The organism is Cypionkella psychrotolerans (assembly GCF_001294535.1).
Taxonomy (GTDB): domain Bacteria; phylum Pseudomonadota; class Alphaproteobacteria; order Rhodobacterales; family Rhodobacteraceae; genus Cypionkella; species Cypionkella psychrotolerans.
Window position 1 is genome coordinate 85,899 of record NZ_LGIC01000065.1, and the last position, 22,258, is coordinate 108,156.

General features: G+C 59.8%; 21 protein-coding genes, 1 tRNA gene and 2 pseudogenes. 11 read left to right on the forward strand and 13 right to left on the reverse strand.

The window, feature by feature from the left end; all coding sequences use genetic code 11:
* Positions 1 to 10: 10 nt before the first annotated feature.
* On the reverse strand, positions 11 to 1,885 hold the full coding sequence (locus AKV04_RS13530) for a glycosyltransferase family 2 protein (protein WP_162232877.1): 1,875 nt from the start codon (positions 1,883 to 1,885) through the stop codon (positions 11 to 13).
* A gap of 76 nt (positions 1,886 to 1,961) precedes the next feature.
* Positions 1,962 to 3,134, reverse strand: coding sequence for a glutamine-hydrolyzing carbamoyl-phosphate synthase small subunit (gene carA, locus AKV04_RS13535; RefSeq protein WP_054006940.1), 1,173 nt, complete (start codon positions 3,132 to 3,134; stop codon positions 1,962 to 1,964).
* Positions 3,135 to 3,308: 174 nt separating this feature from the next.
* Here carA and AKV04_RS13540 point away from each other — a divergent pair, with 174 nt between their 5' ends.
* Positions 3,309 to 3,761: a GatB/YqeY domain-containing protein gene (locus AKV04_RS13540; RefSeq protein ID WP_054006941.1), complete on the forward strand. Its 453-nt coding sequence runs from the start codon at positions 3,309 to 3,311 to the stop codon at positions 3,759 to 3,761.
* 8 nt (positions 3,762 to 3,769) lie between these two features.
* On the opposite strand, the gene AKV04_RS13545 is transcribed toward AKV04_RS13540, so the two are convergent.
* Complete coding sequence (locus AKV04_RS13545) at positions 3,770 to 4,150, reverse strand: VOC family protein (protein ID WP_054006942.1); 381 nt, start codon at positions 4,148 to 4,150, stop codon at positions 3,770 to 3,772.
* Positions 4,151 to 4,189: 39 nt separating this feature from the next.
* Complete coding sequence (locus AKV04_RS13550; protein WP_054006943.1) at positions 4,190 to 4,678, reverse strand: DUF2244 domain-containing protein; 489 nt, start codon at positions 4,676 to 4,678, stop codon at positions 4,190 to 4,192.
* A 115-nt stretch (positions 4,679 to 4,793) separates the two neighbouring features.
* On the opposite strand from AKV04_RS13550, the gene AKV04_RS13555 reads away from it, so the two are divergent.
* Positions 4,794 to 5,237 (forward strand): VOC family protein, encoded by a 444-nt coding sequence (locus AKV04_RS13555; RefSeq protein WP_235815642.1) that lies wholly within the window; start codon positions 4,794 to 4,796, stop codon positions 5,235 to 5,237.
* 94 nt (positions 5,238 to 5,331) lie between these two features.
* Here AKV04_RS13555 and ctaD read toward each other — a convergent pair whose 3' ends face one another.
* Positions 5,332 to 7,002, reverse strand: coding sequence for a cytochrome c oxidase subunit I (ctaD, locus tag AKV04_RS13560; RefSeq protein WP_054006944.1), 1,671 nt, complete (start codon positions 7,000 to 7,002; stop codon positions 5,332 to 5,334).
* Positions 7,003 to 7,233: 231 nt separating this feature from the next.
* Positions 7,234 to 7,887: a lipoyl(octanoyl) transferase LipB gene (gene lipB, locus AKV04_RS13565; protein WP_054006945.1), complete on the reverse strand. Its 654-nt coding sequence runs from the start codon at positions 7,885 to 7,887 to the stop codon at positions 7,234 to 7,236.
* Between the two features lie 147 nt (positions 7,888 to 8,034).
* Here lipB and AKV04_RS13570 point away from each other — a divergent pair.
* From AKV04_RS13570 to AKV04_RS13580, 3 genes are all read left to right on the forward strand, one after another.
* Positions 8,035 to 8,121, forward strand: a tRNA-Leu gene (locus AKV04_RS13570).
* A gap of 224 nt (positions 8,122 to 8,345) precedes the next feature.
* The gene (locus AKV04_RS13575; protein WP_054006946.1) at positions 8,346 to 8,561 is read left to right on the forward strand and encodes a hypothetical protein; all 216 of its coding nucleotides are present in this window, start codon (positions 8,346 to 8,348) and stop codon (positions 8,559 to 8,561) included.
* Positions 8,534 to 8,971 carry a hypothetical protein gene (locus tag AKV04_RS13580; protein ID WP_054006947.1) on the forward strand — a complete coding sequence of 146 codons (438 nt, stop codon included), beginning with the start codon at positions 8,534 to 8,536 and terminating at the stop codon, positions 8,969 to 8,971. The genes AKV04_RS13575 and AKV04_RS13580 overlap by 28 nt, the downstream gene beginning before the upstream one ends.
* Here AKV04_RS13580 and AKV04_RS13585 read toward each other — a convergent pair.
* A pseudogene (locus AKV04_RS13585) lies at positions 8,968 to 9,678 on the reverse strand (IS3 family transposase); the annotation flags it as partial. The gene AKV04_RS13580 and the pseudogene AKV04_RS13585 overlap by 4 nt on opposite strands.
* Positions 9,679 to 9,683: 5 nt before the next feature.
* Between AKV04_RS13585 and AKV04_RS13590 the strand changes: the two are divergent.
* From AKV04_RS13590 to speB, 6 genes and pseudogenes are all read left to right on the forward strand, one after another.
* Positions 9,684 to 10,801 (forward strand): annotated as a pseudogene (locus tag AKV04_RS13590) (Hint domain-containing protein).
* Between the two features lie 360 nt (positions 10,802 to 11,161).
* Positions 11,162 to 12,265, forward strand: a complete 1,104-nt coding sequence (locus tag AKV04_RS13600) for an ABC transporter ATP-binding protein (protein ID WP_054006950.1) — start codon at positions 11,162 to 11,164, stop codon at positions 12,263 to 12,265.
* 72 nt (positions 12,266 to 12,337) lie between these two features.
* Positions 12,338 to 13,408: an ABC transporter substrate-binding protein gene (locus tag AKV04_RS13605; protein WP_054006951.1), complete on the forward strand. Its 1,071-nt coding sequence runs from the start codon at positions 12,338 to 12,340 to the stop codon at positions 13,406 to 13,408.
* A gap of 120 nt (positions 13,409 to 13,528) precedes the next feature.
* A complete protein-coding gene (locus AKV04_RS13610; protein ID WP_054006952.1) occupies positions 13,529 to 14,785 on the forward strand; it encodes an ABC transporter permease in 1,257 nt (418 codons plus the stop codon).
* 10 nt (positions 14,786 to 14,795) lie between these two features.
* The gene (locus AKV04_RS13615; RefSeq protein ID WP_054006953.1) at positions 14,796 to 15,770 is read left to right on the forward strand and encodes an ABC transporter permease; all 975 of its coding nucleotides are present in this window, start codon (positions 14,796 to 14,798) and stop codon (positions 15,768 to 15,770) included.
* An 8-nt stretch (positions 15,771 to 15,778) separates the two neighbouring features.
* Positions 15,779 to 16,735, forward strand: a complete 957-nt coding sequence (gene speB, locus AKV04_RS13620; RefSeq protein ID WP_054006954.1) for an agmatinase — start codon at positions 15,779 to 15,781, stop codon at positions 16,733 to 16,735.
* A 52-nt stretch (positions 16,736 to 16,787) separates the two neighbouring features.
* On the opposite strand, the gene AKV04_RS13625 is transcribed toward speB, so the two are convergent.
* From AKV04_RS13625 to AKV04_RS13650, 6 genes are read right to left on the reverse strand one after another with little or no spacing between them, the layout of a single operon-like run.
* Complete coding sequence (locus AKV04_RS13625) at positions 16,788 to 17,729, reverse strand: AEC family transporter (RefSeq protein WP_054006955.1); 942 nt, start codon at positions 17,727 to 17,729, stop codon at positions 16,788 to 16,790.
* On the reverse strand, positions 17,726 to 18,532 hold the full coding sequence (locus AKV04_RS13630; protein ID WP_054006956.1) for an MBL fold metallo-hydrolase: 807 nt from the start codon (positions 18,530 to 18,532) through the stop codon (positions 17,726 to 17,728). Before AKV04_RS13630 ends, AKV04_RS13625 begins: the two co-directional genes overlap by 4 nt.
* Positions 18,532 to 19,332, reverse strand: coding sequence for a TatD family hydrolase (locus tag AKV04_RS13635; RefSeq protein WP_054006957.1), 801 nt, complete (start codon positions 19,330 to 19,332; stop codon positions 18,532 to 18,534). The genes AKV04_RS13630 and AKV04_RS13635 overlap by 1 nt, the downstream gene beginning before the upstream one ends.
* 9 nt (positions 19,333 to 19,341) lie before the next feature.
* Positions 19,342 to 20,460 (reverse strand): DNA polymerase III subunit delta', encoded by a 1,119-nt coding sequence (locus AKV04_RS13640; protein ID WP_054006958.1) that lies wholly within the window; start codon positions 20,458 to 20,460, stop codon positions 19,342 to 19,344.
* Positions 20,457 to 21,071, reverse strand: a complete 615-nt coding sequence (gene tmk, locus AKV04_RS13645; RefSeq protein ID WP_054006959.1) for a dTMP kinase — start codon at positions 21,069 to 21,071, stop codon at positions 20,457 to 20,459. Before tmk ends, AKV04_RS13640 begins: the two co-directional genes overlap by 4 nt.
* On the reverse strand, positions 21,068 to 22,258 hold the full coding sequence (locus tag AKV04_RS13650) for a D-alanyl-D-alanine carboxypeptidase family protein (RefSeq protein WP_054006960.1): 1,191 nt from the start codon (positions 22,256 to 22,258) through the stop codon (positions 21,068 to 21,070). The genes tmk and AKV04_RS13650 overlap by 4 nt, the downstream gene beginning before the upstream one ends.

Sequence of the window (22,258 nt, forward strand, 5' to 3'; positions counted from 1 at the left end):
GACCAATGTGTTATAGGCCAAAATGGCCATGGCTGGTTTTGTCCCAGTAGAACGGTTTTGTCATCAATTCCCACAGCGCCTTATAGGCGGCGAGCGTTGCCAAAGGGTGATAAAGCGTCAGTGTCAGCGCCCACAGCGGATTAAGTCCATGTTTGGTGCGGCGCATCCCTGCGATGTCAAAGAAGATGGTCAGAACAGCAGTCGCCATCATAGCAAGATAAATCGCCTCAAAAGCCGTGCCGCCGATAGCGTTCGGCAGTGGGTGCTGAAACCCGAATGGGATCAGCCACAGCGACCATAGCAAAGGCGCCAGAAGGGCTTGCAGGATCGAGCCTAGGAATTGCACCTGAAAACCGATGAAGCACCGCGGCCCGAGTTGCTGCCACAACAGGCGTGGGTCGCGCATATGGGTGATCCAAGTCATCATATAGCCCTTGATCCAGCGTGAGCGTTGCTTGACCCATGGGAACGAGCGGCAGTTGGCTTCTTCAAACGTCGTGGTGTCGATCAACTCGGTGCGGTAGCCATGGCGGAACAGCCGCAGGCCCAAATCGGCGTCTTCGGTGACATTTTGCGCATCCCAACCGCCGAGGTCTTCCAAGGCTTTGCGCCGAAAGAACAGAGTGGTGCCGCCAAGTGGGATCGCCATCCCCATCCGTTCAATCCCCGGCAGGAACATGCGGAACCACGAGGCGTATTCGATGGTGAAACAGCGGGAAAGCCAATTGCTGCGCGGGTTGTAGTAGTCAAGCTGGCCTTGAAGGCAGACCACCTCTGGGCCGCGCTGATGAAAACGGTCAACGATTTTGCGGATCTGGTCAGGTTCGGGCGCGTCTTCGGCATCGTAAATTCCGACGATCGCGCCCCTGCAATGATCCAACGCATAGTTCAGCGCCCTTGGTTTGGTTTTAACGGTGCCATCCGGCACCACGATCACCCGCATCCACCCCGGCAAATCACTGGTATTCAGCGCGTTGCGGGTCATCTTGTCTTCTTGTTCGACCACCAGCAGAATATCCAGCAATTCCCGCGGATACTCCAGCCGGTCAAGCCTTGCCGTCAGTTTTGCTGCGATGTTGCTTTCGCGGTATAGAGCCACCATCACCGAAACTACAGGCAGATGGGCGATCATGGTGGCGTTGCGCGGCTCTGGCGCGGGCCTGTGCATCAGCACAAGGGCGAATAGCTTCATGATATTGGTGGAAAACATGCCAGTCAGCGCTATGGAAAATACCGCAACCAGTGCCGCAACAGGTTGAAACAGCGCGAAAATTCCGATGATGGCGGCAAGAACTGCGGCCGGTTTCTGCAAGGTTGTGCTGTGATAGGCACGACAGCTTTCCAATGCGGGAACGCGGGTTTCCGAGGCATGAGCAAGGCGCGCGCCATGCGCCGCCAGTAGAGCTGTTTCGATCTGAATCATGGGGGCAACAGCCATCGCCACGGAGCCAAAGCTATCTTCCAACCAAGCGCGGTGGCGGATGAACAGATCAGGATAGGCGGTGACGATCACCGTGGCTTGCCCGACTTTGCGCCAAGGCAGCAGGCCTTCCCGCAGCGCCGTGACATGGTTAAGCTGCGCCGTCAGACGTGGGTCGGGGGGCAGCGCCATCAAATCGACGCGGCCAACGCCCCAGTGCTGGGCGATGCAGTCATAAAGTGCATCCGGCGGCACGGCACAACGTGCCAGCAGCATATCCGCCAGATGCCTACGATGGTGCGTATGCTGGGCGAGCACTTGCAGCATGACATGCGGCTGCACCACTCTGTCTTGCATCAACTTTGCCACCAGCGTCTGCACCGTTGGCCGCGGCAACACCACCGGGTTCGGCGCAGCCATGCCGGGTAGAAAACGATGGATCGGGCGAAGCGGGGTGACGGACATCATTCCTCCGGGCAGCCCGCAAAGACTGCACCGGAAGAATTAATGCTTGGTTAACAGCGCCTGAAAACTTCGGGCTTTAAGCCGTGCGGCGGGCGCGAATGGCTTCGGCGAACCGCTCAAACAGATAGTAGCTGTCTTGCGGGCCCGGCGAGGCCTCGGGGTGGTATTGCACCGAAAAGATCGGCTTGCCATCGACCGCGATGCCGCAATTCGAGCCATCAAACAGCGAGACATGGGTTTCTGACACGCCTTTCGGCAGGGTTTGGCTGTCCACCGTGAAGCCGTGGTTCATCGAAGTGATCTCTACCTTGCCGGTGGTCAGGTCTTTCACCGGATGGTTGGCACCGTGATGGCCGTGGTTCATCTTGACGGTGATCGCGCCCAAAGCCAGCGCAAGCATCTGATGTCCCAAGCAAATCCCGAACAGCGGCAGATCTTTGGCCAACACACCTTGAATCATCGGTACCGCATATTTGCCCGTCGCCGCCGGATCGCCGGGGCCGTTGGACAGAAACACACCTTCAGGGTTCAGCGCCAGCACGTCTTCAGCCGTCGCGGTGGCAGGCAGCACGGTCACTTCACAGCCAGCCGAGGCGAGACAGCGCAGGATATTGCGCTTGGCACCGTAATCAATGGCGACGACGCGCAAGCCCGCGCCCTCACGCTTGGTATAGCCGTCCGGCCAAGCCCACAGCTGCTCGTCCCAACGGTAAGATTGCGTGCAGGACACGTCTTTCGCCAGATCAAGGCCAACAAGACCCTTCCAGGCCCGGGCTTTCGCGACCAGCGCACCGATGTCAAACTTGCCCTCGGGATCATGCGCCAAAGCCACATGCGGTGCGCCTTGTTGGCGAATCGCACGGGTCAGGCGGCGGGTGTCGATGCCGCCGATGCCGATGCGGCCCTTTTGCAGCAGCCACGCTTGCAGATCGGCGGTGGAGCGCCAGTTCGACGGCTCAGTCGGGTCCCATTTCACCACCATGCCAGCCGCAACCGGGGTGGCCGTCTCGTCATCCTCAATATTGACGCCGGTGTTGCCGATATGCGGGAAGGTGAAGGTGACCACCTGACCCGCATAAGACGGGTCGGTCATGATTTCCTGATAGCCGGTCATCGCGGTGTTGAATACCAGCTCTGCCACCGTCTCACCCACCGCGCCAAAGCCGTGACCATAGAACACCGAGCCATCGGACAGCGCGATACAGGCGGTCGGGCGCGATGCTTGGTGAGATTCGGAGGCGGTGGACATGGCGGAGGCTCCTGTCGGCAAAATCTGGCGGACACTAGTGGCAGGGGCTTGCAGGGTCAAGGGTTTGCCGCAAAAGGATTCTGTCGCAAGATCAATGGCTTGTGGTTTTGACCTGCGGTTGCGCCAAATCGGGTGGGGGTGTATGGTCGCCCAAAGTTTTAAGGAGTGCGGAAGATGGAGTTGCGTGAGCGTCTGCAAGCGGCAGTCAAAGAGGCGATGAAGGCGAAAGAAACCGAGCGGCTTTCGACGCTGCGCATGGTGTCTTCAGCGATCAAAGACCGCGAGATTGCGGCGCGTGGTGAGGGTACGGAGGTCGGCGAAAACGATATTCTGACGCTACTGGGCAAGATGGTGAAGCAGCGCCAAGAATCCGCCAAGGCCTATGCGGCTGGCGGCAGGCCCGAGTTGGAAACCAAAGAGCTGAACGAAATCAAAGTCCTGAATGAGTTCCTGCCGAAACAAGTGACGGGTGCTGATCTGGAGGCCGCGATTGCTGCAGCTGTGGCCGAAGCGGGAGCTACCAGCATCAAGGATATGGGCCGGGTGATGGCTGTGCTGAAGGCCAAGTATACCGGCATGATGGATTTTGGTGCGGTCGGCGCGTTGATCAAGGCGCAGTTGGGCTGAGTTCGGACTCAGCCGACCGGTGTGCAAATCTCAATCAGCGTGCCTTCCGGCGCGCGGACATAGGCCAGCGTCTGCCCCCACGGCATCTCGGTGATCGGTTTGACCAGCACAGCCCCGGCAGCGGTGGCGCGGGCAAGCGCGGTGCTCACATCATCGGTCTCAAACGCCAGTTCGTAAGACGGTTTGGCGGGCGGCTCGGTGGCGACATCCTTGCCGATCGTGGCCATCTGCGCGTGCGACGAGAAGGCGAGTTTGGTGGCCCCGGTGATCAACTCGCCATAATCGCCGCCTTCGTGCAGGAAACCGATGTCAAAGCCAAAGGCGGCTTGGTAAAATTTCAGCGTTTCCGGCACCGAAGCGACATAGAGGATGGTGTAACGGTAGTTCATGGCAGCGCCTTTCTGTGCGTGGCCGCGAGTGTGTCGCGCTTAGCGCAGGGCGGCAAGGCGTTTGCGCAGATCGGCTTCCAGCGCCACGCGGTCTTCAGGCGGTAGGAAGGCTCCGAGTTCAACCTCGCGCCCATTGCCGGTTAGGGTCAGGTAATCCGGCACTGGGCCTTTGGTTTTGTGCAAGGTGATGCGGACCCAATGCGGGTTGGCCTGCCACGCCTTCCGCAGCCCGCGCGGGCCGTGGCGGATCAGGGTGATCTCGGTTGCGGTAAGGGTCAGGTCTTCAAGAATTTCCCCGTCCTTGTAGCTGCGATTAAGCGCCCACCAGATGCCCGCGATGGCCGCGATCAGGAAGGGCAGCAGACCCCACAGCACGGGTGAGCCGATCAACACCAGCAGCGGCAAAGCGATCAGCGCCGCCGTGCCGCCAATAAACCAAACCATGCCGCGCCGGGGGAGCGAGCGGTAGGGCCAGAGATGCAGGCGCTGGGTGTCGTCGCCAGAGGGGGGAAACCATTCGTACGGCATAAGGCACAAGATAATATGCAGGGCGGGAAAGGGAAGTCGGGACATAGCGGCACATTTACTTTTACTTTCCGCCGGTGGTGCGGCAAAAATTTATCTCGCGAAGGCGTACAACGTAATGCGGGACGTAGGCGAAGGTGTGCGGATGAAAGCGGCTTCGGGGATTATGGAAACAGCGATCTACGCCCGCGATCTTGATGCGGCAGAGGCGTTTTATCGTGATGTCTTCGGGCTGGAGCTGGTCAGTAAAGTACCAGATCGACTGGTGTTCTTCAAATGCGGCCAGCAGATGCTGTTGCTGTTCAACCCCGACAAATCGCGCGAAAACGACCCAGAGATTGTCATCCCCCGGCATGGCACCGAAGGCGCGGGGCATTTCTGCTTTCATGCCAAGGACCGGGCGGAGGTGGAGGCATGGCGTGATCACTTCGTGGCGTTGGGTGTTCCGGTCGAGCGTCACCATATTTGGCCGAATGGCGCGCATTCGGTCTATGTGCGCGATCCGACAGGGAACTCGGTTGAGGTTGGCGAGGCTGCACTTTGGGGGTTTGCGTCGATCTAGTAAAGCCGCCGATTGGCATTGGTGTTAGATTGGTGACAACACATAAAAAAAAGCCCCGCATCGCTGCGGGGCTTTTTTAGTTTCAAACCGAACCTCAATGGCCGCGGTTGTGGTCCCAATCGCTCTGCTTGGGAAGCTGCTCGAACGTGTGTTCGGGCGGCGGGCAGGGCAGGGTCCATTCCAGCGTATCGGCGTATTCGTTCCAGTAGTTGTTCTCGGTGATCTTCTTGCCCCAGAACAGGGTGTAGAAGACGATGCCGATGAACAGCAGGAACGAAGCGAAGGACAAGAACGCCCCCATCGACGAGACATAGTTCCAGTAGGCGTAAGCCTCGGGATAGTCGATGTAGCGGCGTGGCATGCCTTGGCGACCGAGGAAGTGCTGCGGGAAGAAGGTGACGTTCGCGCCGATGAACATCATGTAGAAGTGCAGCTTGCCCGCCCATTCCGGATACTGACGGCCCGACATTTTGCCCAGCCAGAAGTAAATCCCGGCGAAGATGCCGAACACAGCGCCCAAAGACATCACATAGTGGAAGTGCGCGATGACATAATAGGTGTCGTGATAGGCGCGGTCCACCGGAGCCTGTGACAGAACGATGCCGGTCACGCCGCCAACGGTGAACAGGAACAAGAAGCCAAACGCCCAGAGCATCGGGGTTTTCAGCTCAATCGAGCCGCCCCACATCGTGGCGATCCATGAGAAGATCTTGATGCCGGTCGGCACCGCGATCACCATGGTTGCCAGCATGAAGTAGCTTTGCTGGTTCAGCGACATGCCCACGGTATACATGTGGTGCGCCCAGACCACGAAGCCCAGCACGCCAATCGCCACCATCGCGTAAACCATCGGCAGGTAGCCAAAGATCGGTTTGCGCGAGAAGGTCGAGATCACTTGGCTGACGATACCGAAGGCCGGGATCACGATGATATAGACTTCCGGGTGCCCGAAGAACCACAGGATGTGCTGATACAGGATCGGGTCACCGCCACCTGACGGATCAAAGAAGGTAGTCCCGAAGTTGCGGTCGGTCAACAGCATGGTGATCGCACCGGCCAGAACTGGCAGCGCCAGCAAGATCAGCCAGGCGGTGACGAAGATCGACCAGCCGAACAGCGGCACTTTGTGCAGGGTCATCCCCGGCGTACGCATGTTCAGGAAGGTGGTGATCATGTTGATCGCGCCCAGGATCGACGACGCCCCCGACAAGTGGACTGCAAAAATCGCAAGGTCCATCGAATAGCCGCTCTCCCGGGTCGACAGCGGCGGATAGAGAACCCAACCCACGCCTGCGCCGAGTTGGTCTTCACCACCCGGAGCGAACAAAGATGCCACCGCCAGCGAGGTGCCCGCCACATACATCCAGTAGGACAGGTTGTTCATCCGCGGGAACGCCATATCTGGCGCACCGATCTGCAGCGGCATGAAGTAGTTGCCAAAGCCGCCGAACAAAGCCGGGATCACCACGAAGAACATCATCAAGATGCCGTGCGCGGTGACGGTGGCGTTCCAGACATGGCCGTTCGGCGTACATTCACGGGCGGCATCCGCGACAAAGCGCATCCCCTCCATGCACATATACTGCACACCCGGCTCCATCAGTTCGAGCCGCATATAAACTGTGAAGATCACCGAGATCAGGCCGACAAGGCCCGAGGTGAACAGATAGAGGATCCCGATATCCTTATGGTTCGTCGACATGAACCAGCGCGTGAAAAAGCTGCGTTGCTCATGGTCGTGGCCATGGATGGCTGCGTCGGCCATTGGCGTCTCCCGTTGTCGTTGCATTCTTGCCCGCGCATGGAAAGTCCATGCCGGATTACAAGACGTATCTAGATTGAGGGCGGGGGCAGGGCAATGTCAGAGTTTGATCTGTGTCAATTTTTCCTGCTGTGCCGCGAGGATGCGACAGAGATTACGCATAGAAAGCGTTGGAAATGACTGACTGTTTTGCAAGGTTATCGCCGTTGTGCCGGAGCCCATAACCTGATGACGTCACGGGAAGAATCGCGGAAATGTTTTCAGCAGGGCTGCGTCCAGATCGGCCATGCTCACCGGTAAGCCCAGATCGACAAGGCTGGTCACACCATGCGCGCGGATGCCGCAGGGCACGATACCCGAGAAATGCGACAGATCCGGCTCGACATTGATCGAGATGCCGTGAAACGACACCCAGCGCCGCAGTTTCACCCCGATGGCCGCGATCTTATCTTCGCGCGGGCTGCCGTCCGGGTTTGCGGGAAGATCGGGGCGCACCACCCAGACGCCGACCCGGCCCGTGCGGCGCTCGCCTTTGACGTTGAACTCGGCCAGCGTCGCGATCACCCAACCTTCCAACGCGCAAACGAATTGCCGCACATCGCGGCCACGCTGGTTCAGATCCAGCATGATATAGGCCACGCGCTGACCGGGGCCGTGATAAGTGTATTGCCCGCCGCGCCCGGCCTGAAACACCGGAAAGCGGTCGGAATCGGTCAGATCGTCCGGCTTTGCCGAGGTGCCTGCGGTGTAAAGCGGCGGATGCTCCAGCAGCCAGACGGCCTCGGGGGCGGTCCCTTCGGCAATCGCCGCCGCACGGGCTTCCATCGCGGCCAAGGTTTCAAGGTAGGGCGCAAGCCCCGGAAGATGCTGCCATTGCACGGGATTCATCGGCGCGCTCCTTATCCTTCACGTCACAGATGGCGCGGGCAGAGCCGAAATGCAACCGCTCTCGCCCACAGGGATCAAACCATGCAGAATCCCCCTTTTCATCGCGCCAGAGTGCGGCTACATAACCGCCACCTTGCCGGATCAAGTGCGGATGTGGCGGAATTGGTAGACGCGCAGCGTTGAGGTCGCTGTTCTTTAATCGGAGTGAAAGTTCGAGTCTTTTCATCCGCACCAATCCGGCAAGGTGGTTTGAGCCAGAGGCTCGCCAAATACTTCAGAGAAATCCCTTTGATTTTTGCTAAAATCAGCGTCTTAACTCAAAGTTATGACCTGAACGTTAGGCTGAAGCTTTGCAGCCGATACGCCGCGCAAGCCAAGGCCGATCATGCCAGATTTATCGGCATTTCTCATTACCCGACTTGGCCTTGCACAAGCCCCAGTTGCAGGGTCGAATTAACATGCCCATCGCAACATCCGGCAATGACTCGCTGACGGGCACCGCTTGGGCCGACACCCTCTCTGGCCTTGCGGGCAACGACGCCATCCACGGCAACGACGGCAATGACGCACTGTATGGCGGCGCGGGCGCAGATTCGCTTTACGGCGACAATGCACTGATCCGGTTTCGGGCGGCACCGGCAATGACATGCTGCTGGGCGATGGCCAGTGGCTGACCCAAGCCAGCTATGCCAGTGGCATTCTGGGATTGGGCACCACGCTGACGGTGACCAACTCTGCCGACGAACCGATCTATCTGGAATGGGCCGACTCGTTAGGCAATGTGCAGCAGGTGGCAACCATCGCGGCGGGGCAGTGCTATGCCTTCTCGACCCTCAGCAGCAGCAACTACATCCTGAAAGACGAGGATGGTTATTTCCTAGAGCCGATCACTGGGGCGTTCAGCCAAACCGTCGCCTACGGCCCGAACTTGGGCGATGCACTTTATGGCGGCGCCAACGACGATTCCATGCTGGGCCAATATGGCGATGATACGCTGTACGGTGACGATGGCAATGACTCGGTCGAGGGCGGCACGAACACCTTGAACTGCAACGGTTTCGTTCCAGTCAGGTGCTCATGTTAGGCAGCCTTTCGTTCGAAGGCCACAGGGCTTTTCCAGCCCAAGGCTGAGTGTTTGCGGCGTGGGTTATAGAAGCCGTTGATGTATTCGAAGAGGGCCTCTTCGACCTCACGCCGGGTTTGCCAGCTGCGGCGCCAGACCAGTGCCGCTTCCAGCGATTTGAAGAAGCTTTCGACGGCGGAATTATCGTAATAATTGCCTTTCCCGCTCATTGAGGGTGTCCGTGCGTGCTGGTGCAGAAGCTTCTGGTCGTCGTGAGCGCAGTATTTGGGATCCACGATCCGTGTGGTGAATGCAGCCTTGTGGTGGCCTTCGGATGGTGATCGCCATGTTCAGCGCCCTCAGAGCCAGATCCTGCTTCATACGGTTTCTGATCGCCCAGCTGTTACCTGAAAGGGATTTGCGTGCAAATCACGCAGGGCAACCACACGCCTTGAGAAAGGATCAAGGATGACAGCGAGATAGACCCAGCCCTCGCGGGTCCATATGCAAGTGATATCCCCCGCCCACTTCTGGTTTGGCCCGCCCGCCGCGAAGTCTTGTTGCAGGAGATTCGGCGCAATGTTGAAGACATGATCGCTGTCGGTCGTTCGCTTGAACCTGCGGCTGCGAACAACCTGAATGCCATTTTGGCGCATCAGACGACCGACACGACGCCCGCCAACCTGTAGGCCCAACTCGTTCAACTCCTCCGTCATGCGAGGCTTGCCAGACGGTGTTCGGTGGCGCGGGCAATGATGTCATCGACGATGTCGCTGGCTCCAGCCAACTTGGCAATGATCTGATCTATAGTGGCAATGACGTTGTTTGGTCGGGCTTGCGCAACCATACGCTTTATGGCGATGCGGGCGATGATTCCCTGTTGGGGGAAGCCAATGACGATCAGTTTTATGGCGGCGCTGGCAATGACACTTTGGACAGTGGTGCCGACAATGATCGGCTATTTGGCGGCATTGGTGCGGATCGGCTCGACGGCGGCAGTGGCAATGATACGCTGAGCGGAGGTGCAGGCGATAACTCCTTAACTGGCGGCACAGGCAATGATCATTTTGCCTTTGATACCAGCTGTGACCACGATCTTGTCAGCGATTCCGATATGTCGTTGGGCGGCGGTCACACCGCAGGTCAACTCGATGAGTCTGATTTGCACAACGCTGATGGCAGCCCGGTGCGGCCATTGGACATCAGCGTCAGTGACGATGGCCACCGTCAAGCGCTGCTAAGCTTTCCGGGCGGCGAAAGCGTGGTGCTGGTCGGCGTCAGCCCTGCTCAAGTGGCGCAAGACGGGGTGCTCCATTCCATGGGGGTGCCCTGCTTTGCTGCCGGCACGCGGATCATGACGCCGCAGGGCGGGCGGCTTGTCGAAGATATAGCGGTGGGTGATCTGGTCTCCACCGGCTCTGGCCACGCGCTGCCAGTGCTCTGTTACGGTCAGCGCCTGGTTCAGGATCTGGCGATCCAGCCGCAGAATCAACCGATCCGACTGGCGGCTTCGGCAATCACCGCGGTCTGCTGTTGTCGCCGCAGCATGGGGTCTATCTGCTAAAGGCGGCGGGTCTGATCCGGGCGCGCCATTTGGTCGGGATCAGCCCACGCGTGGGGATCGCAAAGGGCCTCCAAAGCATCAGCTATCACTACCTCTTGCTGCCGCAACACGACTTGCTGCTGGCAGAAGGCGCGCGGGTGGAAAGCTTCTACCCCGGTGCGATGGCGCTTGCCGCTCTGCCTGTGGTCGACCGTGCTGCGGTCGCGCCGCGATTTTGCGGCTCTGCCCGCTTGGTGTTGCCGACGCATCCGTTGAACTGTCTGCTCCAACTCTGCTTGCAAACCTGACGGGCCGCGCTGGGTGCCGCTGCTTTCCGGGGCCTCCGCGCGGTCCTCTGCGCGCTCAAAACCTGTGCATTTGACGTTACAGCCCCGTCTGCGGGCCGGTTTTGGGAATCAGTTAGCGCTAAGCCTTTCGGCTGAAGCTTGCCTTAACCGGGCCGCGTTCACCGCCTTGCAGCCGATACGACTGCCACATGGTTCATCAACTGCCGTTCTAAGCGGCAAACAGGGCGCAAAATGCCCGATTGAACCAGTTTGCCCGTGCAACCTTCCCGCTGCGTAATCGGGAATTGCCATCCAGTAGGCCATTGCCGTAAGCGTATACGACAAGCGCAGGCAAACTGCCGGACACATGGGGAGATTGGCGTGGTTGCAACCAGCCCGAACGACGCTTTCGTCGCTTTTGAACACGTTCAGAAAAGCTATGACGGCGTGTCATTGGTCGTCAAAGACCTGAACCTTTCGATTGGCAAAGGTGAGTTTCTGACGATGTTGGGGCCATCCGGCTCGGGCAAGACCACTTGCCTGATGATGCTGGCGGGTTTTGAAACCGCGACGCATGGCCGGATCATGCTGGACGGCACCAATATCAACGAGGTGCCACCGCACAAGCGCGGCATCGGCATGGTGTTCCAGAACTATGCGCTGTTCCCGCATATGACGGTGGGCGAAAACCTGTCGTTTCCGTTGGAAGTGCGTGGCATGGGCAAGTCCGAGCGCGAGGCCAAGGTCAAACGTGCCCTCGACATGGTGCAGATGTACAGCTTCATCAATCGCCGTCCGGCACAGCTTTCCGGTGGCCAGCAGCAGCGTATCGCCTTGGCGCGGGCCTTGGTGTTTGATCCCTCTCTGGTGCTGATGGACGAACCTTTGGGCGCTTTGGATAAACAGCTTCGCGAGCATATGCAGTTTGAAATCAAGCATTTGCACGAAAGCCTTGGCATCACGGTGGTCTATGTGACCCATGATCAGGGCGAAGCCTTGACGATGTCAGACCGTGTCGCCGTGTTCAACGATGGCCGCATCCAGCAGCTTGCGACGCCGTCAGATCTCTATGAACGCCCCGACAACAGCTTCGTCGCGCAGTTCATCGGCGAGAACAACAAGCTGCCCGGCGTGATCGAATCCATCGGCGACGGCAAATGCACCGTGCGGCTGGAAACTGGCGAAGTGATTGATGCGACGCCAGTGAACGTCTCGGAAAAGGGCGCGAAAACCCTTGTCTCGATCCGCCCCGAGCGGGTGGAATATAAGCCCGAGGCAATGCCCGCCAATGCCCACACCATCGACGCCGAGGTGATGGAGTTCATCTATATGGGCGACATGTTCCGCACGCGTTTGCGTGTTGCCGGATCGGACGAATTCGTGATCAAATCGCGCAATACCTTGGGGCAGCGCATGCTGGCCGCAGGTGAGAAGATCAAGATCGGTTGGGCACCGCAAGATGCCCGCGCGCTTGATCCAATGTGATCCTCCGCAAAGGGGGCGGCCGCAGGGACGCGGCCTCTTAACAAACGTCCTTATCCAACCTGGGAGACCTCGATGAAGAAACTTCTCGTTCTGTCCACCGCCCTGACCACCATCGCATTTGCCGCGCAGGCCGATGTGACGGTGATGTCTTGGGGTGGGGCTTACGGCGCTGCGCAAACCGAAGCACATGTTAAGCCGTTTACCGCGAAAACCGGCATCGCTGCCACAATGACCGACAGCGACAACCCGGCGACCCCGATCAAAGCCATGGTCGAGGCCGGCAACGTCACCGTTGACGTGGCTTCTGTGGAATATGCCGATGCGATCCGTCTGTGTGACGAAGGCGTACTGGAGCCGATCGACCCGGCGTCTTTGCCCGCTGGTGCGGATGGCACCCCGGTTGCTGACGATTTCCTGCCCGGCGCTTTGACCGATTGCGGCGTGTCGACCGATATCTGGGCGACCGTTTTCGCCTATGACACCACCAAGTTCCCCGAAGGCCCGAAAACCGCCGCCGACTTCTTCGACCTGACCAAGTTCCCCGGCAAGCGCGGTCTGCACAAAGGCGCGAAAGCCGTTCTGGAATTTGCTCTGATGGCAGACGGTGTTGCACCTGCTGACGTTTACGCCACCTTGGGCACCCCCGAAGGCGTCGATAAGGCGTTTGCGAAACTTGACACCATCAAAAAAGACGTGGTGTGGTGGGAAGCGGGCGCACAGCCGCCGCAACTGCTCGCAGACGGCGAAGTCGCGATGACCTCGGCCTATAACGGTCGGATTTTCAACGCCGCCATCGGTGAAAGCAAGCCGTTCCAGATCGTTTGGGATGCGCAAATCTTCGAAAACGAAATGTATGTGATCCCGAAGGGCGCACCGCACAAGGACGAGGCTTTGCAGTTCATCGCCTACGCCACCTCGACCGAAGGCATGCAGGCGCAAGCAACGCAAATCTCTTATGGTCCGGCCCGTCATTCGGCCAACGCCACGCCGATCATGTACAAAGACGGCAAGACCCTGATGGGTCCGAACGTGCCGACTGCCCCGGAAAACATGAAAAACGCGCTGCCGTCGTCGTTTGAATTCTGGGTCGACCACGACGCAGAACTGAACGACCGCTTCAACGCATGGCTTGCGGCAAACTGATCTGAATTCCGGGCGCGGTCTATATGCCGCGCCCGGTCTTCTCCCCCCTCGCGCGCCCGGTTTCACCTCGGGCTTGCGCACAAGCTGTTTATCCAGACCGCTAGCCTTCAAGGATGACCAATGGTTGATCTGACCGCTGCCCCCGAAATTTTGCGCACCGCAGACGGGCGCCCGCTGAAGTCCGCTCTGGCACTGGCACAACGCAAGGCCAAATGGCGCGCGTTCTTTCTGGTGCTGCCGCTCTTGGCCTTCGTGGTGCTGACCTTCATCGTGCCGATCCTGAAAATGCTGGAACGCTCGGTCAATCACGACGGCTTTTCCTCAAACGCGCCGACCATGGTGGCGTGGTTCAACGACCATCCCGCAGGCGCAGATATTCCCGAAGACGCCTATGCCGCTTTGGTCACTGACCTGAAGCAGATGCAAAAGGACAGAACTGCAGGCGCTGCGGGCACCCGAATCAACTACACGGTGCCTGGCACGATTTCTGTGTTCAAATCCGCCGCGCGTGAGGCTGAAAAGCTGCAACCGCCCTATAAGGATGCGTTGATCGCCAGCAACAAGATGTGGGGCGATCCGCTGGTCTGGGTGGCGATGCGCAACGCGTCTTCGGCCTACACCTCGGATTTCTACATGGTCTCCGCCGATCTGAAGCGCGACGCCAATAACAGCTTGGTGCGGGTTGAAGACAACCAGCGCATCTATGTTTATCTGTTCTTGAAAACCTTCGTCCTGTCGATCGTGATCACTGTCGCCTGCCTGCTGCTGGCCTTCCCGATTGCGCATCTGCTGGCGGTTTTGCCGATGGCAAAGTCGAACCTGCTGATGATTCTGGTACTGCTGCCATTCTGGACCTCACTGCTGGTGCGCACCAGTTCATGGATCGCCATTCTGCAAGAACAGGGCATTATCAATGACTTGATGGTGTGGATCGGTGCATTCAGCGAGGATGGCCGGATCCGGATGATCTACAACCAAACTGGCACCATCATCGTGATGACGCATATCCTGCTGCCGTTCATGGTGCTGCCTTTGTATTCGGTGATGCGGGTGATCCCGCCCAGCTATGCCCGCGCCGCCCGGTCTTTGGGTGCGACCAGCTGGACCACCTTCCGCCGCATCTATCTGCCGCAAACCCTGCCGGGCATCGCCGCTGGCTCGCTGTTGGTGTTCATTCTTGCGGTCGGCTACTACATCACCCCGGCCTTGGTCGGTGGCGCCGATGGCCAGTTGATCTCCAACCTGATCAGCTTCCACATGAACAAAGCCAACTGGTCGATGGCCGCAGCGCTGGCCGCGATCCTGCTGGCCGCCGTGCTGCTGCTGTATTGGCTCTATGATCGCCTGATCGGCATCGACCGTTTGAAACTCGGCTGAGGAGAAACACATGGCCCTTCCCGTCTATGCCTCGCCGCTGGAGCGCGTCTGGTACTACACCTTCCGCATCCTGTGCGCGCTGATTTTCCTGTTTCTGGTCGCCCCGATCCTGATCGTCATCCCACTGTCGTTCAACATCGAGCCGTATTTTTCGTTTACCCACAAGATGTTGACGCTCGATCCGTCAGGCTACAGCTTGCGCTGGTATGATACCCTGCTGACTTTGGGCGTCAACGCGCCCGACGATGCCGTGCGGGACAGCACATGGTGGGCCATGGTGTGGGAGCAGGCGACTTGGGTGAAAGCCGCGAAAAACTCGCTGTGGATCGGCATGTGGGCGACAATCCTCGCCACCGTACTGGGCACAACCGCAGCCCTCGGCCTGTCACGGCCCGAGATGCCGTATCGCCGCCTGATCATGGCACTGCTGATCTCGCCGATGATCGTGCCGATCATCATCATCGGCACCGGGCTGTTCTTCTTCTACTCCAGTGCCTGCATCTCGCCCGACAACTGGCTGGGCTGGCTGCTCTCTCCTTTCCTGTCGGCCAAAGGCTGCCTCGCCAACTCGCATCTCGGCATCATTCTGGCACACGCCACACTCGGCATCCCCTTCGTGATCATCACCGTCACCGCCACTTTGTCAGGCTTTGATCAATCGCTGATCCGCGCCAGCGCCAGCCTCGGTGCCAACCCGCGCACCACCTTCTTCAAGGTGATCATGCCGCTTATCCTGCCCGGTGTAATCTCCGGCGCGCTGTTCGCCTTCGTGACCTCGTTTGACGAAGTCGTCGCCGTGCTGTTCATCGCGGGCCCCGAGCAGCAAACCATCCCGCGCCAAATGTGGAACGGCATCCGTGAGGCGATCAGCCCAGCCATCTTGGCGGTGGCTACCATCCTCGTGATCGTTTCCATCGCCATGCTGGTCACCGTCGAACTCCTGCGCCGCCGCTCTGAACGCCTGCGCGGCGTCACCCCACACTAGGACCCATCATGGCCAACACCTATGACACCGGGCGGTTGAACCTGCCATTCGTCGGGATTTCAACCTTCGGCAAGCGCCCCTACGTTGAAGACTGGTCCAAGATCGAAGCCGATGTCGCCGTGATGGGTGCGCCGTTCGACTTCGGCACCCAGTTCCGAGCAGGCGCGCGCTTTGGCCCCCGCTCGGTGCGCGAGGCCTCCACCCTGTTCAGCTTTGGCCATGCCGGGGCCTATGACCACGAAGACGACTGCACCTATCTGCCCGCCGCTGTCCGCATCGTCGACATTGGCGACGCCGATATCATCCACACCGACACCACCCGCAGCCATGACAATATCCGCACGGGCGTGCAAGCTATGCTGGCCGCAGGCGCGCTGCCGGTGGTGATCGGCGGTGATCATTCGGTGAATATCCCCTGTATTGAGGCGTTTGAAGGGCAGGGCGATATCCACATCCTGCAAATCGACGCGCATCTGGATTTTGTCGATGAACGCCATGGCGTGCGGGTCGGCCACGGCTCGCCGATGCGGCGTGCAGCCGAAAAGCCCTGGGTCAAGGGGCTGACGCAAGTGGGCATCCGCAACGTGTCCTCCACTGCGCGCGAGGGTTATGAAGCGGCACGGGCGATGGGATCGGATATCCTCTCAGTCCGCCAAGCCCGCGCCTTGGGGGCCGCAGCGGTGATCGCCCGCATCCCAAAAGGCGCGCGGGTCTATGTGACGCTGGATATCGACGGCTTTTGTCCCTCGATCGCCCCCGGCACGGGAACCCCTAGCCACGGCGGTTTCCTGTATTATGAAGTGCTGGAAATGCTGCAAGCGGTGGCGAAAAATCACGAGGTTGTCGGTATGGATCTGGTCGAGGTCGCCCCCGATTACGATCCGACTCAGTCGACGAGCATCCTTGCGGCTCAGATATTGCTGAACTTCCTCGGCTTCATCTTCCACGCGCGGGGCGTCCGCTAGGCCGAATTCCGCCACGGAATTCGTGCACGATTTCCGTCTCCGGAAATCGGCGTCACGGCAGAATGTGCAGCCAGGCCCAAGAAGTGAAAATCGACAGCCCCGTCGCCACCAGCACCGCCGTCGCGCTGATCCGCTTGCCGACGCCATACATACTGGCGAACATATAGGCATTGACCCCCGGTGCCATCGCCGAGGTCACAGTGACCGACCGCAAGCCATTGACATCCAAGCCAAAGCCAAAGCGCCCCAAGCTATAGGCAATCGCCGGATGCAGCAGCAATGAGGCAAAGCACACCGTCGCAATCAACCCCTTATCGCCCTCGGGATGATAGCGCAGCAGCACGCCGCCTAATCCAAACAGTGCCGCCGGCAGGCCCGATTTCGCCATCATATCCACCGCCGCCATGAAGAATCCCGGCTGCGGCACCCCACTCAGGTTCACCGCGAAGCCGATCATCAGCCCCACCACCAGCGGCTGGGTAAACACCCCCCGCAGCACCTGCTGCGCCAGATCGCGGTGACTCCGGCCCCCCAGTTCACGCGAGCGCGCCCATTCCATGAACACGATGCCAAAGGTGTAAATCAGCGGGGCGTGGATCGAGATGATTGCAAAATTCCCGGCCAGGGCCTCGGTGCCATAGGCACGTTCGGTGATTGGCACCCCCAGCAGCAGCGAGTTGGAAAACGTGCAGGCGAACCCGATCGCCACCGAATCCGTCAAGGGGCGGCCAAAGCCAAAGCGTGCCACACAAAACCCGAAAGCATAGCAGACCGCCGCCCCGGTATAGAAGGATATGAGCAGACCCGGCGCGAAGGCGGTGGCCAAATCCAGCGTCGCCACATTCTTGAACAACAGCACTGGCAGCGCGAAACTTTGCGCATAGCGCATCACACCATCGATAGCACTGTCGCTGAACAGCTTGGCGCGCGCCGCTGCATACCCAAAGCCAATCAGCAAAAACACCGGCAGAATAACGTCAAGCAACGCGCTCATACGACATTCTCAAACACCAGCTCCATGCCATCAAACGCGGGGATCACGCCTTTTGGCAGCTCCGCCAACAGCGTGTCGTAATCCATATCCAGATGCATATTGGTGATCACCGAACGCGCCGGACGCGCCCGATTGATCCACTCCAATGTCAGCGCCAGATGTGCATGAGTTGGATGTGGCTTGCGGCGCAAAGCGTCGATGATCCAGCACTCAAGTCCTTGAAGTTGCGGCCAAACTGCCGCGGGGATAGTCACCACGTCGGGGATATAGGCCAGACCACCAATCCGAAACCCCAAAGCTTCCATCGAGCCGTGATCCACCACCATCGGTTCAAACCGTATCGCCCCGGCAGGTCCCGGCACCTCAAAAGTCCCATGTCCAATGGTGTGCAGATCAAGGATTGGCGGGTAGGGCGAGTCTTCGGGTTGCACAAACGCATAGGCGAACCGTGCCAGCAGCGCCTCTTGCGTCGGATGATCGGCCCAGACCGCCAGCCGCTGCCGCATGTTGAAGACAATTTGGCGCAGGTCATCAATGCCATGGGTGTGGTCGGCGTGCGAATGGGTGAAGACCACGCCGTCCAGCGTGCCAATCCCGGCATCCAGCAGTTGCTCGCGCATATCCGGCGAGGTGTCGATCAGCACCCGCGTGATCGCATCGCCCGCAAACCGCTCCACCAAAAGCGAGCAGCGGCGGCGACGGTTCTTGCGGTTCAGCGGGTCACAATCGCCCCAATCACCGCCCAGCCGAGGCACGCCGCCCGACGAGCCGCAACCGAGAATGGTAAACCGCAGCGTCGCCATTATGCCGCCTGTGCTTTGCGGGCCGCGCGGGGGAACAGGCGGTCAAAATTCGCGGTGGTGGCGGCGGCGAAGGCTTCTTCCGAAACCCCAAACACCCCTGCTCCGACCCGTGCCGTGAAAGCGGTATAGGCTGGCTCATTGCGGCGCCCGCGATAGGGCGGCGGCGCCAGATACGGGCTGTCTGTCTCCAACAAAATCCGATCCAACGGGGCGCGGGCGAAAATATCGCGCAACTCCTGCGACTTTGGGAAGGTCGCAACGCCGGACATCGACAGATAAAACCCCATCTCCAGCGCGGCTTGGCCCAAAGCCTCCCCCGAGGAAAAGCAGTGCATCACGCAAGAGTAGGGTTTCGCCGCCATGCCCTCAGCCAAAATCCGCGCCATATCCTCGTCCGCGGCACGCGAATGAATAATCAGCGGCAATCCAGTTTCCTGCGCCGCTTCGATATGGATGCGCAGCGAGTGCTGCTGAATTTCCGCCGTCTCAGCCGTGTAGTGATAGTCCAGTCCCGTCTCACCAATGCCGACAAACTTCGGATCGTCAGCCAGCGCCACCAGATCCTCGACGCTCACCGGGGGATGTTCCGCCGCGCTCATCGGATGGATACCTGCGGCATAAAACACCGAGGGATAAGCCGCCACAATCGCCCGCACATTTGGCAAATTGTGCAGCTTCGTGCAGATCGTCACCATCCGACTGACCCCGGCCTCATGCGCACGCGCAATGATCTGCGGCAACTCGCCCTGAAAGTCGGGGAAATCAAGATGGCAATGGCTGTCAACGATCTCAAAAGCCATGCAGCACCTCTAGGCGAGCTCTGCCGCCGTCTCATTGATATGCAGAACCATATCCATCAGAAGCGCGGCAGGGTCAAGGTTCACCGCCTTGCCGCGTCGTGCCCGCAGGCCCAAATGTTGCGCCACATCGGCCCAAGTCCGGGCATGATCGGGCGAGGGCGAGAGCCGGGCGATCAGATCACCTTCCCCCCGCGCAGCCTCGGGGGGCAAAAGTTGCAACGTGCCCGCCCGTGCCAGACGTGCGAGAAACAAATCCAACAGTGTGACGATCAACTCGAACTGAGCTTCTGCACCTTTGCCAGCCCCCGCCTCGGCCAAGGCCTGCGCACGCGGGCGGTCCAGCCGGGGCAGGGTGCCGAACAGCCGGATCAGGTTTTCATACAGCTTTAAGCCGTCCAGATTGGTCATCCGAAACGCTTCACCGACCGAGCCGCCCGCCAGCTCCGCCAAAGCCACACGATCCGCAGGCTCCACCTCGCCGCCCGCCTGCGTCAGCGCATCAGACAGGTCTTCCGCCGACAACGGCCCCAGCCGCAATTCGCGACAACGTGAGCGGATGGTCGGCAACAGTTTGGCGGGCTGGTGCGAGATCATCAGGAGCGTCACCCGCTCAGGCGGCTCCTCCAGCAGTTTCAGCAAAGCATTGGCGGCAGAGACGTTCATTTCATCAATAGAATCAATGATCGCCACCCGCCGCCCGCCATCCGCCGCCGAAAGCGCGAAGAACGACTTCATCTTGCGCACCTCGTCCACCGAGATCACGCTTTGCAGCCGATCCCCTTTGTCATTCGGCGCGCGGCGCAGCAAAAACATCCGCGATTCCGTCAACGCCGCCATGCGATGCGATACCGGATGGCTTTCGGGAATGTCCAAACTGTCGGGCGGTGGGGCTGCAAACATGCCGCCATCATCCTCCGGCACTGCCAGCAAAAACCGCGCGATCCGCCAGGCCAAAGTCGCTTTGCCCACCCCGCGCGGCCCGGTGATCAGCCAGCCGTGATGCAGCCTTGTGCCGTTAAACGCTTGCAAAAACGTGGCTTCCGCCTGCGCCTGCCCGATCAACCGCGCGGTATGACGCGGATGCGGCGCGCCCTCAATCCGGTCAGGTTCGAGCAGATCGTCACTCATAGCCGTGCCAGAACGGCAGCCAAAACATCTGCGGCCACCGCCTCAGCCGGACGCGCCCCCGCGATCACCCGGAACCGCGACGGCTGTGTCGCAGCCAGCGCCAGAAACCCATCGCGCGCCTTTTCCTGCACACCAAGCCCCATGCCCTCAAAGCGCATTTCGCGGCCCGCCCGCGCCACCGCCCGCGCCAAACCTTCGGCGGGATCAATGTCGATCAACACGGTCAAATCCGGCTCCATCCCGATCATCAGCGCGTGCAATCGGTCGACCGTGTCGCGCAGATCGCCGCGAGTCAGGCCCTGATAAATCCGCGATGAATCCGCAAACCGGTCCGAGATCACCACCTCACCGCGCGCCAAAGCCGGACGGATGGTCTTCTCCAGATGATCACGCCGTGCAGCTGTAAACAGCAACAACTCGGTCTCGGTTGACCAGCGATCCGCCGCGCCCTCCAACACCAGACGCCGGATTTCCTCGGCCCCAGCGCTGCCACCCGGCTCGCGGGTCAGGCAAACCACCAACCCGCGCGCGCGCAGGGCCTCGGCCAACAACCGGGCTTGGGTAGACTTACCAGAACCGTCAATACCTTCAAACGAAAGGAAAACGCTCACGTCGCCGGAGCCTTTTCGCCCGCCGTGTCTGCTCCCGTCTTGTCGCCAAGATAATCGGCCTGCAGCTTCTGCGCAGCAGCCTTCAGCCGGGTCATGAACCCGCCCGCGCCAACATCGGCCCCGGCCACCAGATCAATCCGGCGATCCGGCATATCTGGCAGATGCACCAGCAATTCGGCCAGTTTGGTGCCCTTCAGCACCGGCGCCTTGATCGGGCTAGTGTAGCTGACTTCGGCCTGCACCGCCTCGGCAGCCCCCGCCGGGATCAGCAGGCGCAAATCTTCGGCTGGCACCAAGGCCACGCTGGGCGCCTCCCCCAGGAACACCTCGGCTTGCGCCACCTCGCTGCCGGCTTTCGCCACAGTTTTCAGCGCAAACTGCCGGAATGCCCAGTTGGCGATATTCTCGGCCTCTTTCGACCGCTCTTCCGCCGAGGCCATGCCCGAGATCGCAAACACGATCCGGCGCTCGCCTTGTTTGACGGACCCCACCATGCCAAACCCAGCCTCTTCAGTGTGGCCGGTTTTCAAGCCATCTGCGCCAATCCCCAAGGCCAGCAAGGGGTTACGATTATTGGCATTGGCGGGCGCGCGGTTTTTGTAGTTGAATTCGGTCTGCGAAAACACCGGATAGAGATCGGGATAGGTGGTGATCAGATGCACCGACAGCAGGCCAAGATCCTTCATGCTCATCCGCTGGCCGGGGTCCGGCCAACCCGATGAATTGGCGAAGGTCGAGTTTTCGAGGCCCAAAACCTTTGCGCGTTCGTTCATCTTCTTGGCAAATTCAGCCTCGCTGCCCTCCAACCCTTCGGCGACCACGGTGCAGGCGTCGTTCCCCGAGTTCACGACCATGCCTTGGATCAGATCGCTGACCGTGGGGCGGTCGTTGCGCTGCAAGAACATGGTCGAGCCGTTCAAATCGGTGAACTTCATCGCTTCAGCCGAGACGCCAAAACTGGTGTCCATCTGCACCCGGCCATCTTTTAGCGCCTGAAACAGCATCTCAACCGTCATCAGCTTAGACATCGAGGCTGGCGGCAATGCCTCTTCCCCGTTTTTATCCATCAGCACGGTATGGGTGGTCACATCATAAACCCATGCCGCCGTCGCGCTGGTTTCAAACGCCTGACCCGGCAGGCTGGCGGTCAAAAACAAAGCGGCTGCGAAAAATAAACGGAAGATCAT